12 protein-coding genes are annotated in these 14,274 nt (G+C 26.8%); 4 read left to right on the forward strand and 8 right to left on the reverse strand.

The annotated features are described in order from the left end of the window. The first annotated feature begins 89 nt into the window (after window positions 1–89). Entirely contained in the window at window positions 90–1,130 is a 1,041-nt protein-coding gene (locus tag KO506_RS00005; RefSeq protein WP_215992875.1) for an NAD(P)/FAD-dependent oxidoreductase, read from the forward strand. 207 nt (window positions 1,131–1,337) lie between these two features. On the opposite strand, the gene KO506_RS00010 is transcribed toward KO506_RS00005, so the two are convergent. The 3 genes from KO506_RS00010 to KO506_RS00020 form a co-directional block, all read right to left on the reverse strand. After that, window positions 1,338–1,967, reverse strand: a complete 630-nt coding sequence (locus KO506_RS00010; protein ID WP_215992876.1) for a response regulator transcription factor — start codon at window positions 1,965–1,967, stop codon at window positions 1,338–1,340. Next, window positions 1,964–3,979 (reverse strand): tetratricopeptide repeat-containing sensor histidine kinase, encoded by a 2,016-nt coding sequence (locus KO506_RS00015; protein ID WP_215992877.1) that lies wholly within the window; start codon window positions 3,977–3,979, stop codon window positions 1,964–1,966. Before KO506_RS00015 ends, KO506_RS00010 begins: the two co-directional genes overlap by 4 nt. 99 nt (window positions 3,980–4,078) lie before the next feature. Further along, window positions 4,079–4,453, reverse strand: a complete 375-nt coding sequence (locus KO506_RS00020; protein ID WP_354667543.1) for a DUF983 domain-containing protein — start codon at window positions 4,451–4,453, stop codon at window positions 4,079–4,081. Window positions 4,454–4,526: 73 nt separating this feature from the next. Here KO506_RS00020 and KO506_RS00025 point away from each other — a divergent pair, with 73 nt between their 5' ends. Beyond that, window positions 4,527–6,446 (forward strand): ABC-F family ATP-binding cassette domain-containing protein, encoded by a 1,920-nt coding sequence (locus tag KO506_RS00025; protein WP_215992878.1) that lies wholly within the window; start codon window positions 4,527–4,529, stop codon window positions 6,444–6,446. A gap of 49 nt (window positions 6,447–6,495) precedes the next feature. Here the strand turns inward: KO506_RS00025 and KO506_RS00030 are convergent, their stop codons facing one another. The 3 genes from KO506_RS00030 to KO506_RS00040 form a co-directional block, all read right to left on the reverse strand. Next, window positions 6,496–6,936 carry a hypothetical protein gene (locus KO506_RS00030; RefSeq protein ID WP_215992879.1) on the reverse strand — a complete coding sequence of 147 codons (441 nt, stop codon included), beginning with the start codon at window positions 6,934–6,936 and terminating at the stop codon, window positions 6,496–6,498. Window positions 6,937–7,168: 232 nt separating this feature from the next. Further along, window positions 7,169–9,484 carry a chondroitinase-B domain-containing protein gene (locus KO506_RS00035; protein ID WP_215992880.1) on the reverse strand — a complete coding sequence of 772 codons (2,316 nt, stop codon included), beginning with the start codon at window positions 9,482–9,484 and terminating at the stop codon, window positions 7,169–7,171. An 86-nt stretch (window positions 9,485–9,570) separates the two neighbouring features. Further along, window positions 9,571–10,359, reverse strand: a complete 789-nt coding sequence (locus KO506_RS00040) for a helix-turn-helix transcriptional regulator (protein ID WP_215992881.1) — start codon at window positions 10,357–10,359, stop codon at window positions 9,571–9,573. Between the two features lie 302 nt (window positions 10,360–10,661). Here KO506_RS00040 and KO506_RS00045 point away from each other — a divergent pair, with 302 nt between their 5' ends. Both KO506_RS00045 and KO506_RS00050 read left to right on the forward strand, forming a co-directional pair. Continuing rightward, window positions 10,662–11,612, forward strand: coding sequence for a 1-aminocyclopropane-1-carboxylate deaminase/D-cysteine desulfhydrase (locus tag KO506_RS00045; RefSeq protein WP_436836405.1), 951 nt, complete (start codon window positions 10,662–10,664; stop codon window positions 11,610–11,612). A gap of 3 nt (window positions 11,613–11,615) precedes the next feature. Further along, window positions 11,616–12,464: a glucosaminidase domain-containing protein gene (locus KO506_RS00050; protein ID WP_215992882.1), complete on the forward strand. Its 849-nt coding sequence runs from the start codon at window positions 11,616–11,618 to the stop codon at window positions 12,462–12,464. Window positions 12,465–12,555: 91 nt separating this feature from the next. On the opposite strand, the gene obgE is transcribed toward KO506_RS00050, so the two are convergent. Together obgE and KO506_RS00060 are read right to left on the reverse strand one after the other, a co-directional pair. Beyond that, entirely contained in the window at window positions 12,556–13,545 is a 990-nt protein-coding gene (gene obgE / locus KO506_RS00055) for a GTPase ObgE (protein WP_215992883.1), read from the reverse strand. Between the two features lie 5 nt (window positions 13,546–13,550). Next, window positions 13,551–14,243 carry a hypothetical protein gene (locus KO506_RS00060; protein WP_215992884.1) on the reverse strand — a complete coding sequence of 231 codons (693 nt, stop codon included), beginning with the start codon at window positions 14,241–14,243 and terminating at the stop codon, window positions 13,551–13,553. Window positions 14,244–14,274 lie beyond the last annotated feature (31 nt).

Raw genomic sequence — 14,274 nt, forward strand, 5'->3', positions numbered from 1 at the left:
CTCAAACAAATGCTACAATCTGGGCTAAGCCTATTTATAAACTTATAGAAAATTAGTAAAAACAAGTAAAACTTATTTATTTTTACATTGTGAAGGTAGATTATATAATAGTTGGTTTAGGTTTAGCAGGTTTAGCGTTTGTAGAAGAATTATTAACTGCAAATAAAACTTTTATGGTGTTCGAAGACGATTCTCAAACATCATCATTAGTGGCAGGAGGTGTTTATAATCCTGTTATTTTAAAAAGATTTACCCCAGTTTGGAACGCTAAACAACAATTACAAATAGCTTTACCATTTTATGAACGTTTAGAAAAGAAGTTCAATACTAAGTTCGATAAAAAAATAGAAACCAAAAAAGTTTTTAAATCAATAGAAGACCAAAATAATTGGTTCGAAGCTGCAGACAAACCTTTACTTATAGATTATTTAGACCCAAAAATAGAAGTTAAAAAACGAGATGGAATAATAGCTGATTTTGGTTTCGGAAATGTAAAAAATACAGGAAGAATAGATACTAAAAAGTTAGTAGAAACTTATAGAACCTATTTAAAATTAGAACACAAAATTCGATTTGAAAAATTTGAACATCAACAGATAAAATTCAATGAAGATTGGTTAGAATACAAAAATATTACAACCAACAGAATTGTTTTTTGCGAAGGCTATGGAATGACGCATAATTTATTTTTTAATTATTTGCCATTAAACGAAGTTAAAGGAGAATTAATAACTATTTACTCACCAGATTTAAAAATCGATTTTTTATTAAAATCTACATTATTTATTTTTCCTTTAGGAGATAATCATTATAAGGTAGGAGCAACCTTTAATTGGAAAGATAAAACCTCAAATCCATCAGAAGAGGGTAGAGAAGAGTTAGTCGAAAAATTGAAAAAAGTAATTACAGTTCCTTATAAAATTATAGATCAAACAGCAGGTGTAAGACCAACTGTTAGAGATAGAAGACCTTTGGTAGGTAAACATCCTGCATATCCTAATTTAGCAATTTTAAATGGTTTAGGCACAAGAGGAGTAATGATTGCACCTACAGTTGCCAAGGAATTATTTCTTCATTTAGAAACAGGTAAGGAACTTGATTCAGAAATAGCAATTAATAGATTTAAATAATTGTTTTAATTAAAGAAGTACTTGTTTATAATTTTTGTTGAAAAAGCAACCTGATTCATAAGAAAAAGATTGCTTTCTGGGGGCTTAAATGTGTTTTAATTTCTTTGTAAATTATAATAACGTTTTATTTTATACTTAAATTCAAACCAAAGAAAATAAAATTTTATAAATTATTTGTGGGTATTAATACCCATAATAAATTAATCTTTAGTTAAATAGATGTTTGTTTTTTAAAACCCATTTAGAAAGAGAACCAGTTTGCTGACCTAAGTTAAGTTTGGTAATAATTTTACTACGATGTTTTTCTATAGTTCTTGGTGATGTAAATAAGATATGTCCAATTTCTTTATTTGTTTTGTGTTGCGAAATTAATTTTAAAATTCTTCTTTCAGCTAAGGTTAGCTCTTTTAAAATTGAATTGGTTTCGTTTGTAAAACCAATATATTTTTTAACGTTTTTACTAAAATATGGAATTCCATTTTTTACAGAATTTATGCAAGTTTCTATCTCCTCTAAAGCAAATTCTTTTAGTAAATATCCATAAATGTTTAGTTTTTTGGCTTTTAAATACAGGTCTATTTCTTTATGAAGTGTAATTAAAATAATTTTGGTAATAATATTGTTTTTTTTGCATTCATCAGCAATCTCTATACCTGTTAAATTAGGCATTTCTACATCTAAAATGGCAATGTCTGGTTTGTTTTTAATAATAAAATTAAGAGCAGATTGGCCATCTGTTGCAATGCCAATCACATTCATTTTTTTCTCAATTAACAACTCATTTAAACCTTTTATTAAAATAGGATGATCGTCTGCTATATAAATAGATTGTTTCATTTTAAAGGAAATAAAATTTTAATAACGGTTTCATTTTTTTTTACGCAACAGACTTTTAAAGAACCTTTTAAAAAATCTACTCGTTGATTTATAGTTTTTAATCCGAGACTTTTATTATCATTTAATTTTTCTATGTAATTAAAACCAATTCCATTATCTTGAATAATAATGTAAATATGATGCTTTTTAATTAGTTTTAAAGTAACTCTAGCAGAACTTGCATCTGCATGTTTAATAATATTTGTAAGGCATTCTTGTATTATTCTAAATACATTAACCTCTTGTTCAACAGTTAAAATATTATCTATATTATCAATATCACCAAAAATAAAAGTTTCGCTATTATCATCGAGTTTACGCATAAGGTTGTCTAATGCGCTTGTTAAACCAATACCTTTTAATTGAAAAGGGTATAAAACTCTAGATATACTTCGCATTTCTTCTATTGCATCATTAATCAATTTTTCTAGAGACTTGTCTTTTATAGATGTTATTTTATGCTTAATTAGTAATAAACTATGCCCTAAACCATCATGTAAATCTTTAGAAATTCTTTTTCTTTGTTCTTCTTGAGCTAATAATAGTTTCTGTGAATAATTTATTTGTATTTTTTTCTCTTTTATAGAGAGTAGTCTATTCCAATATAAGTAGATGATAATTAATAAAAGAACGATAAAAATTATAATTGCAATTAGTAATTCTTTTTTAGTTTTATTCTTTTTTTTTAAATGGATTATTTTATTATTCTGTAATTGTTCTTCTTTTTCTTTTTCGGATAAAGTTTGATAATAATTAACAACACTAACTGAATTAATATTAGTAATTGAGTCTTTTATTTTGGTAAAAAATTGATAATATTTTAACGCATTTTTAGCATCATTTTTATCGGTGTAAATATCAAAAATTAATTTATTTAATTCTTTTTTAGATGCTAAATCACCTTGTTTTTCAATTTCCAATAACGTTTTTTGTGCTAATTCTAAGGCACTTTTTGGTTGATGATTTTTATAAAGATAAAAGCATTTTATTTTATTAAAAAAATCTTTACTAATTGAATTAGCATTGTCAGTTTTAATTTCTAAAGCAGCTTTTTTTAAAAATATTTCTGCTTGAGATAGTTTGCCATATTGTATATAATATTTTGCAATTGCAGTTTGATAATAGGGTATAAAGCCATCATTATCGTTACTCTTTTCTTTATGTGCTAATGCTTTATCTAAATATGTTTTATAGTTTTTTATGTTACCTACTTCTTTGTAGTTAATTGCTAAATTGTAATAATTAGAAGTTAAACCAATGTTGTATTTTAAAGACTTTTTTTTAGCTATAATATTTAATAGCTTTTCTATAGCAATTTCGTTTAAACCGATTTTAGTATAAATAGAAATAATTGCTGTTTTAATAAAAAAAGTGTAAGTTAAATCGTTTAAATTTTCATAATAAACAGAAGCTAGTTCGTAGTTTTTAATGGCGTCAATGAAATTATTTGTTTTTACTAATATCTGTCCTTTTAAAAAAATTGCATCTGCTTTATAAAGCGAATCTTTTACTGTATAACCATAGTTTTTTATAGAAATATTACAGTTTTTATAGGCTTTTGTAAAATTACTTTTATCATAATAAGCTCTTGCTTTTTTCTGATAAATTCCTCCTAATAGATAAGTGTCATTAATCTTGTTTGTATGTTCTTCTAATTTATTTAGTAGAAGAATTGCAAAATCTGGATCGTTAAATTCCATTTCAATTCTAGAGCATAAGCTTAAAATTTTGGAGGTAGCAACGCTATGTTTGTCTTGTTTAAACGCAAGTTCTAGATATTGTAAGGTAAAATCTTTAAAAGATTTTGAATCTTTAGTATCATCAATTAAGTGTACTAAAGATTTTAATTGAATAGGTTTATTTTGTTTTGTAAAATGTAAGTCTTGGGCAGTATTATAATTACTTTTGTTATGATTTGAAAAAATAGTATGTGACAATAATAAACATAAATAAAATATTTTTACTTGTTTCATTAGGGAGGGGATTAGTTGAAAAATGTAAAAGTCGCAAAAAAAACATCAAATAATTGGGTATTAGTACCCTAAAAAATAGTTTTTAATAAGATTGGTTCATCATTTTTCATCATAACTTACAAACATGTTTATCCATAGAATTCTAGATAATCGTAAATTTATGGGTGCTAGAATAAAAAGAGCAGCAACAACAGCTAAAAAAGATTGTAATAAATTAAAGTCTAAACCGAGTTTTGTAATTACAAAAACAACTATAGAAATAGCTACTGTAATACCGTAATTTACATACATAGCTCCATAAAAAAATGAAGGTTCCATCATATATTTTAAATTACAATGCGAACAATTATCATGTAATTTTGTGATTTTTGATGGATTAAAAGTAAAAGAATACTTAAAGAATTCTCCTTCTTGACATTTAGGGCATTTACCATTTGCAATACTATATAATTTTGTCCCTTTTTTAAACATCATAACTTTAAAATTTATCTACTTTTGCAAAGGTAAATTTTTTACCACTTTAATTAAGTAACAATTATTACATTTCATGTTAAACGTTCATAATTTAACAGTTTCTTTTATGGGAACTGATTTGTTTTCTGGTATCACTTTTAAATTAAATAAAGGAGATAGAATTGGTCTGATTGGTAAAAACGGAGCAGGAAAATCTACTTTACTAAAAGTACTTTCTAAAGATATAGAAAGTAGTGGAGGAACTATGGCGTTTGATAAAGATGTGCAAATAGGTTTTTTAAGACAAGATATAGATTTTGTAGAAGGAAGAACCATTTTAGAAGAAGCATACCAAGCTTTCGAAGAAATTAAAAAAATTGAGTTAGAATTAGAAGATATTAATAATCAGTTAACCACAAGAACAGATTATGAGAGCGATTCTTACACGCAATTAATACAAGATTTAACAGACAAACAAGAACGTTACGAACTTCTTGGAGGTTACAATTATCAAGGAGATACAGAAAAAATATTACAAGGTTTAGGTTTTCAAAGAGAAGATTTTAATAAACTAACAGATACTTTTTCTGGTGGATGGAGAATGCGAATAGAGTTGGCAAAACTGTTATTACAAAACAATGATATTTTGTTGCTAGATGAGCCAACAAACCATTTAGATATCGAATCAATTATTTGGTTAGAGAACTTTTTAAAAGGTTATTCTGGTGCAATTGTGTTGGTTTCTCACGATAAAATGTTTTTAGATAACGTAACCAACAGAACTATAGAAATCTCTTTAGGGCAAATTTACGATTACAAAAAACCATACTCTCAATTCTTATTATTAAGAGCAGAAATTAAAGAAAAACAATTACAAGCTCAGAAAAATCAAGAAAAAGAAATAAAACAAAAGCAACATTTAATCAATAAATTTAAAGCAAAAGCCAGCAAAGCATCTATGGCACAATCTTTAATGAAACAGCTTGACAAAGTTGAGTTGATTGAAGTTGACCAAGATGACAACCAAGCTATGAATGTGCGCTTTGCTATTTCTAAAGAACCTGGTAAAATTATTGTTGAAGCAGAAGATTTGTCTAAAAGTTATGGAGATAAACACGTTTTAGAAGGTGTAGATTTATTAATAGAAAGAAATTCTAAAATTGCTTTTGTAGGGCAAAATGGACAAGGAAAATCGACTTTAGCTAAAATGATGGTAGGCGAAATTCCTTTTGAAGGGCATTTAAAACTCGGTCATAATGTTGAAGTTGGGTATTTTGCTCAGAATCAATCAGAATATTTACCACCAGAAAAAACAGTATTAGAAATTATGGAAGATGCTGCAACAGACTCTAACAGAATGCGAGTTAGAGATATGTTAGGTTCTTTTTTATTTGGTGGAGATGCTGTAGATAAAAAAGCAAAAGTACTTTCTGGAGGAGAAAGAAACAGGTTAGCCTTATGTAAATTATTATTACAGCCATTCAATGTTTTAATAATGGATGAGCCAACAAATCACTTAGATATTGCCTCTAAAACTGTTTTAAAAGAAGCGTTAAATAATTTTAATGGTACTTTAATTGTAGTTTCTCACGATAGAGAATTTTTACAAGGTTTAACTAGCACTGTTTATGGATTTAAAGACAAAGAAATAAAAGAATATTTAGGTGATATTGATTATTTCTTAGAGCAACACAAAATGGAAAATTTACGTGAAGCTGAAAAGAAAACAGTAGTAAAAGTAGAAAAAGATACTTCTAAAAACGAAGCATATCAATTAAGTAGAGAGCAAGAAAAAGAGTTAAAAAAGCTAAATAACAAGCTTTCTAAAATAGAAACTGAAATTGCAGATTTAGAAGCTGAAGTAGAAAAACTAGATTTAGAACTAGCAAAAAATTACGATGAAGTTTCTGCTAAACCTAATTTCTTTAAAAACTACAAAGCTAAAAAAGCAAAAGTAGATACTTTAATGGAAGAGTGGGAGAAAGTAGAAGCAGAAGTTTCTAATTTTTCCTAGGTTTTTTTATAAGCAACCTGCTCTAGAAACTTTAATAAATGAGGAGTATTTATTGAAAATAATTGAAGAAAAATTCAATTATAACACTAAGAACAATACTTAATATAGTTGCTAAATAAGACAATGGTTTTAGTTTAAAAGTGTTAGCAAATGCTAGGTACAAACTAACGATAGCACAAATTGTTAAAATTATTGTGCCGTAAATGGGAACAATACTTTTAAAAAGCCCTATTATATTAAAAATAGGATCTAATAAAGCTGTAAAACCAAAAATTGCAAGAGCTAAATTTGTTTTTTTGTGCTCAGTTAATAAGTAATAGCTTGCAAAGATTAGCTCAAGACTTATGGCTAGAGCTCCAAACTTGTTATAGTATTCTCTTTTAAAATAAGGTTCAAAACTTTGTGGGAATTCAATTTTTAAAATAAAAGTGACACTTAAAATTAGTCCAGTAATCAAAAGTAATATCGAAACAATTTTTCTTTTATTCATGCCTTAAACTTTTTCTTTCTTTTTCAGGTCTGCCTTGGGCGATTGCAAATTATAAAGAAATTACAATAATAGCGTAACTTAGTTAAAGGTAAGAATTTAAATTTAAGTATTTAGATACTAGAATAAATTCGTTCTTAAAAATAGTTTTTATTATTGAAAGTTTAGTTGTTATTGAAAACAAATTGTTACAATTTGGCTCAGTCTAATAAAAAGTGTCTTACGATTGAAGCTATTAATACAAAAGATCTAATTTCTGCTGCTCTTCAACCTTTATTTTTCCTGAGTTTATAACAGTATTGTTTTTATGATGATTGTTTTTAACACCCCATAAAAGAGCAACCAATTTAACAGGGTTATTGCTAAAAGTATTCTCGTTTAAAAATACATTTACTATACCTCTGCTTTTTATTAAAACACCACTTTTTTCTTTTTTACCACAAGATTTAAAAGTATTATTTGTTAAAGTTAATATACCACCAATAGTAGATTCGTCATAACCACCTCTATAAAAATGAATTACATTTTTATTAATTTTTTCAAAATTACAACCTTTAAAAGTTACCATTTCTGCATTGTAATCTCCTTTTTCTTCTGCAGCCAAAATAAAACCATTTTCGCAATTTTTAATAGTAGTGTTTACCATTTTTATAGTATCAGAAAAAGATCCTTTAGAAGCTTTTAATACAGTTTTAAATCCCTCAACATTACAATTCTCTGCCAAAATATTATAAGCAGAAGACATATTCTCAACTAAAGGTGCAAAGGCTAAGTGTTCTTTGTTACCTGTAATTGAAATATTTTTTAAAATAAGAGTTCCTTTAGGATTCATTTCAAATAAAGGAGAATTTTTATCACCTTTAAAAATCAATTTTGCTTTGTTTTTAGAACTAGAAATTAAAGTAATTTTTTTATCAATTTTTAATGATGATTTTAAATGATAGTTTTCATCAATCAAATCTATAATATCGCCAGAATTTGCTTTTTTTAGTGTGTTTGCTAATTCATTTTCTTTGGCTGATACTTTAAATACAGTTGGTTCTACCTCAATTTTTTCTGTAGAAAACCAGCTTGGGCCATAATTTTTCTTATCAATTTTAAATTTTTCTGCTTTAATTAAGTTGCTAATTGCACCTACATAATTCTGATTAATTCTATCGCTATTAAACAAGTCTTTGTCAATTTTATCAAATTCAAAACCATTATAAGTTTCATTAATAAAGCCAGTTTGTCCATTTTCTGGAGCATATAACCAATCATTTATTTTTTTTATTTTTAAAGATTGATGTTGTAGCGCGTTAAATTCTGTAAAAGGAACTTTATTATTATCAAGCACATTATTTTTAAATAAAATACCATCAATATTATCATGATTTACCACTAAAGTTTTTTCTGTTTCGTGATTATAGATTAAATTATTTGCAATTATAGAACGAATAGGAGGTGCAGATCTAATTTCTACTTCAGGTAAAACACCTGCACTTTTCTTGTTTTGGCCAACACCAATTTGCCAAGGCATTTTGCAATCTACCCAAGTATTATGAGCAATTACAACATCTGTTACTTGCCTGTATCTATTTAATTGAGATTTAGGAATTCCGTTCATCACAGCTAAAGGACTTCTAAATTCAGATCCATTTATTTTATAGAAATAGTTATTTGTAATCCAATGACCTGTGTTGATTACACGAATTCCCCCATAAAAATCAGAATCGTCATCACCAATAAAAATATTACCATTTACTTTGGCAAAACTTCCATGTCTTAATACAAAAGATCCTTCGCATTTGTAAAAAATGTTATCCGTAAAAGTGTTGAAATTTGTTTTATCAGAAATAATTTCAACTTCGCCATTACAAGCTTCAAAATAATTATTAGAAACGTTTACATAACCAGGTGTCATGTGTGTTTTGCTATCTCCAATTCTAATGGTTTCTGCTCTTGGGCCGCCTTTTCTTGGTCTTGGGCCAAAATAATTATTTACAATTTGATGATGATTGCTATTATGTTTATTACCTGTTTGAAAAACACGTAATGTTTCACCATCATTAGATTTTCCTGTAATATAACAATGAGCTAAAGTATTGTGTTTACCATAAAAGTTAATCCAATGATCGTTTGTTAACCTGCTTGGTTTTGTAAATCCATCAATAACACAATTTGTTATTTTACTATAAAAAGCAGTTGAATCTTCGTTTATTTGATAAGAGATAATGCTATTTTTAGGCGAATATCCATTTCTAAAATACAAACCATCAACCTTTAAATATTGCCCACCCAAATGCAAAAAAGATTTACCTTCAATAAAAACTTTTCCAGAATTTTCTGCTCTTAAAATTATAGGTTTAGTTTGTGTACCCACTCCATAAAAATTAATTTCAGCATCTTTCCAAATACCATTAGCTAAAACAATTTCTGTACCTGGTTTTACTTCTTTTATTGCTTTATTAAGTTCTTTAAGGTCTTTTACAAATACACTGTTTAATGTTGATTTGCTATTACAAGAAACTAACAACAACACTAATAAACTAAGTAATAAATTGTTTTTCATAGAATATGCTTTTTTATAATTTTGATGTTCTAGTAGAATATAAATGTAAAAATATGGTTGTTAAATTCGTTTTTTTTTTTTAGATACTATTTTTTTATAAATGCATTATAATATTGTAATAATTCTTTACTAGTTTTAGCTTTTAATTTTAGTTTAATTTTTTTTATATGTTCTCTTACAGTGTGAATAGAAATAAAAAGAGTGTCAGCAATTTCTTTATGCTTATTTCCCTTACCTAAGTAAGATAATACTTCTAATTCTCTTTTGGTTAAGCTAGTGTACTTGTCTAAATTCTTTTTAATAAATTCATTTTCTTCAAAAATAGATTGAAAAGTTTTTATTGTTTTTGCAATCTCAGAAGGAGAACTCCTTAATTCTAGTATAGCTTCACCATTTTCATTTAAACCTTTATAAATTAGTTCTTTTTCTTTAATGTTGTTTGGAGCAATAATAAATTCTTTGTTTAACCAAACTCTTGCTTCTTCTTCAGTTGCAAAATGCTTTGGATTAAAAACACTTGGAGAGGGTTCATCAAAAACACCCATAACTTCCATATGAGAAAGCACATCTTGACCTACAACAAAAGCTATTGGATGATAGCCATCTTTATCTGCTGTAACAAAACCAGCTTCAAATCTTGGTTTTAAAATATTTTCTTCTACCCAAAGTTTAGTTTTATCATCAATATTATAGGTAAAGTTTTGTTGCAACCAAATAATTTGGATTGGATTTATTTTTTCTAAAGCTTTACGATATTGTAATAATTCACTTTTAAAAGATAAAACACTGTTAGGTGGTGTGTTCCAGGAATTAATAAATCTATTATTTTCAATTTCAAATTTTACTTTTAAATAAGGTCCGTTATAAACAATCATAAAATTTTATTAGAATTTGGTACGTTAAAGTACAGTTTATATAATTGTTTTCAATTAAAAATTGAATATTTTAAAATATTTGCTTCAATTCTTAATTAAGTACAATTATAAGGAAATTGTATTTATGATTATTAATAATTGGTATTGTTGTTTTATTTATTGATTTTCAGTTGAATAGGGTTTGTGGAAATAGTTTGAATATTATTTTATAAGTTTATAGTTTACTTGTAAAAAAAATCAAATGTGGAGATGTAACTTTTTGATTAGAAATCTATTATTTTTACTGCTTATTAAAACTAGTATTGAGCTTAGCAAAAAATCCTTTTATCATATTGCCCTTAGATATTAAAAATCAACAAATTCATCTTCCTGTTTTAGAAGAAAAAAAGGTTGAGCTTTTTATAAAAAGAGAAGATTTAATTCATCCTTTTGTTTCTGGTAATAAATTCAGAAAATTAAAGTATAACATTCAAGAAGCTGAAAATCAAAATAAAAAAGTATTACTAACTTTTGGTGGAGCCTTTTCCAATCATATTTTAGCTACTGCAGTTGCTGGTAATTTAAGCGGTTATAAAACTATTGGTATTATTAGAGGTGATGAGTTAGGGAACGATTTAGAAAAAACATTAGCTATAAATTCAACTTTAAGAGAAGCTTATAAAAACGGAATGACTTTTGAATTTGTTTCAAGAGCTATTTATAGAAATAAATCTGATGTTGAATTTAAAAATCAACTTAAAGAAAAATTTGGCGATTTTTATTTGATTCCTGAAGGAGGTACAAATGATTTTGCGATTAAAGGTTGTGAAGAAATTTTAACAAATGATGATGTGAATTTCGATTATATTTGTACAGCTGTAGGAACAGGAGGTACAATTTCTGGCTTGATAAATGCTTCTGAAAATCATCAAAAAATAATTGGTTTTCCTGCTTTAAAAGGAGAGTTTTTAGTTGATGAAATCAATCAGTTAGTTCAAAAAAAGAATTGGAACTTGCAAACTAATTATCATTTTGGGGGTTATGCAAAGTATAATGATGCTTTAATTCAATTCATCAACAATTTTAAAAAAGAAACGGATGTTTTGTTAGATCCTATTTACACAGGTAAAATGCTTTTCGGAATTTTAGATTTGGTTGATAAAAATCAATTTGCTAAAAACACTAAAATTTTAGCAATTCATACAGGCGGAATTCAAGGAATAGAAGGTTTTAATCAAAAGTTAAAAAGAAAAGGACAACAAATAATACAATAATATATGAAGTTTAGGATTTTATTTTTTTTATGTTCAATTTTATTTTTTGCCAGTTGTGGTTCTAAAAAGAAAGTAGTTAATAAGAAAAATCCTGGAGTTGTAATTGTAGAGCCAAAACCTATAGAGTTACCTTCTGTAAACGAAGTAGAACTTACCAAGAAATTAAAAAAGAAAAACCCAAGTTTAAATAAATATACATTGGCTTATATTAGAAAATATGCGCCAATTGCTGTAAAAGAAATGCACGAATATAAAATACCTGCAAGTATAACTTTGGCTCAGGGAATTTTAGAATCGGGTAGAGGTAGAAGTGAACTGGCTTTAAAATCTAATAATCATTTTGGTATTAAATGCCATACAGGTTGGACAGGGGAACGTGTGTATCATGATGATGATAAAAAAAGGGAATGTTTTAGAAAATATGTGTATCCAGAAACTTCTTACAACGATCATTCTTTGTTTTTAACCCAAAGAAGACGCTATGCTTTTTTGTTTGATTATAATATAAAAAATTATAAAAAATGGGCTTATGGTTTACGAAAAGCGGGTTATGCTACAGATAAAAAATATCCTGCTAAGCTTTTAAAAATCATTAAAGACTATAAATTATATGAATTTGATGATGTAAAAAAAGGAAAATATACCAAAGAAATTAAAAAGTTAAACGAAGGTAAAACCTTTAAAAAACCGATTGTAATTAAAAAGAGCAAAGAGAATATGTATCAAGTTAGAAAAGGAGATACTTTATATTCAATTAGTAGAAAATTTGGAATTTCTGTAGATTTTTTAAAGAAGCTTAATGGTTTAAATGATAACACCATTTCTATTGGTCAGCAACTTTTGGTAAAGTAATCAGAAACAAAAATTACTTTGTTATACTGTTATTTGTTTCTGATTTCTTAACCTAATTATTTTAATTAAATAAGATTACTTGTCTTTAAGACTAATTCAACATTTTCCAAAGTTTATCTTTCAGTTCTTGTAAACCAAATTGAGCAACAGAAGATATAAATATAGCATCTATACCTTTTGGTAAATCTGCTTTTATTTCTGCTTTTAGCTCATCATCTAACATATCAGTTTTAGAAATAGCCAATAATCTATCTTTGTCTAATAACTCAGGGTTGTGTTTTTTAAGCTCATTTAGCAAGATTTCATATTCTTTGTTAATATCATCAGAATCTGCAGGAATTAAGAATAACAAAGCAGAATTACGCTCTATATGGCGTAAAAAACGATGTCCTAAACCTTTACCTTCTGCTGCACCTTCTATAATACCAGGAATATCTGCCATTACAAAAGTTTGATGATTTCTGTTTTCTACAATACCTAAGTTTGGTTTTAAGGTTGTAAAAGCATAATCTGCAATTTTTGGTTTTGCAGAAGTTATAACAGACAATAAAGTAGATTTACCCGCATTTGGGAAACCGACTAAACCAACATCTGCTAGTAATTTTAATTCAATTCTAAACCAACCTTCTGCACCATCCATTCCTGGTTGTGCATATCTTGGAGTTTGATTTGTAGAAGATTTAAAATTCCAGTTTCCAAGGCCACCTTTTCCACCACGTAATAAAACAACTTCTTTTTTGTCTTCGGTAATTTCTACAATTACTTCATCAGTATCAGCATCTTTAATAATTGTTCCTAATGGTACATCAACATAAATATCTTCACCATCAGCACCAGAACTTCTACTTTTACTACCTGCACCACCACCTTCTGCTCTAAAATGACGTTTAAATTTTAGGTGAAATAAAGTCCACATATTTTTATCTCCACGTAAAATTATGTGTCCTCCACGTCCTCCATCACCACCATCAGGACCACCTTTGGTTATATATTTTTCTCTGTGTAAATGTGCAGAACCTTGTCCGCCTTTACCAGAAGAGGCATATATTTTTATGTAATCTACAAAGTTTCCTTCTGTCATAATTATTAGTATTGTAGTTTTTTATCAACAATGTTACCTATAAATAAATTGTCTAGATTTGCTTTTGTTGCAACTTTATCCATTGGATTTTTATATACAGGAGGCAAACCAATATAAGCAGCAATTTCATCTTTTTTTGAATCAATAATTAAAAAAGATAAACTTAGCTCGTTTTTTATGGGAGGAGTTCCTGCAAATCCTATTGTTGCTAAATTAACTAATCTACCTTTTACTTTTTTTAAAATTGTATTTTCTTTATTGTATATATATCCAAAACCTTTTACAACTATTGCAAATCTTTGATTTCTTGATTCAAGAAGAGAATCTATTACTTTGGGTATTTTAATTTTATTTGCTCCAAATAAAGGAGAAGTAAGATTGTAATACAAAGAAGATATTTCTCTATTTATACTATCTCTTAATTTATCATTAGAAATTTTAATCTTATTGTTTATTCTATAATTTTCTTTGTTAGAATCAATTATAGAGTCTAATTTAAGTGAAAATCTTTTTGTTAAAGAATCACTATAATAAAATTTATTTGTTCTTTCTACAATCTGAATTGTAGCAAAAGAATCAAAATATTCTAATTTAGGGTATTTTTTTTCAGATTTTACAAGTTTAAGATATTTATTGCTTACACAAGATAGAAGATTGAAACTTATAACTATAATTATGAAAAATTTATATCTCCTCAACTCTATGAATTAATAGTATTCAATCTTGAAT

Source organism: Polaribacter vadi (assembly GCF_018861005.1).
GTDB lineage: Bacteria > Bacteroidota > Bacteroidia > Flavobacteriales > Flavobacteriaceae > Polaribacter > Polaribacter vadi_A.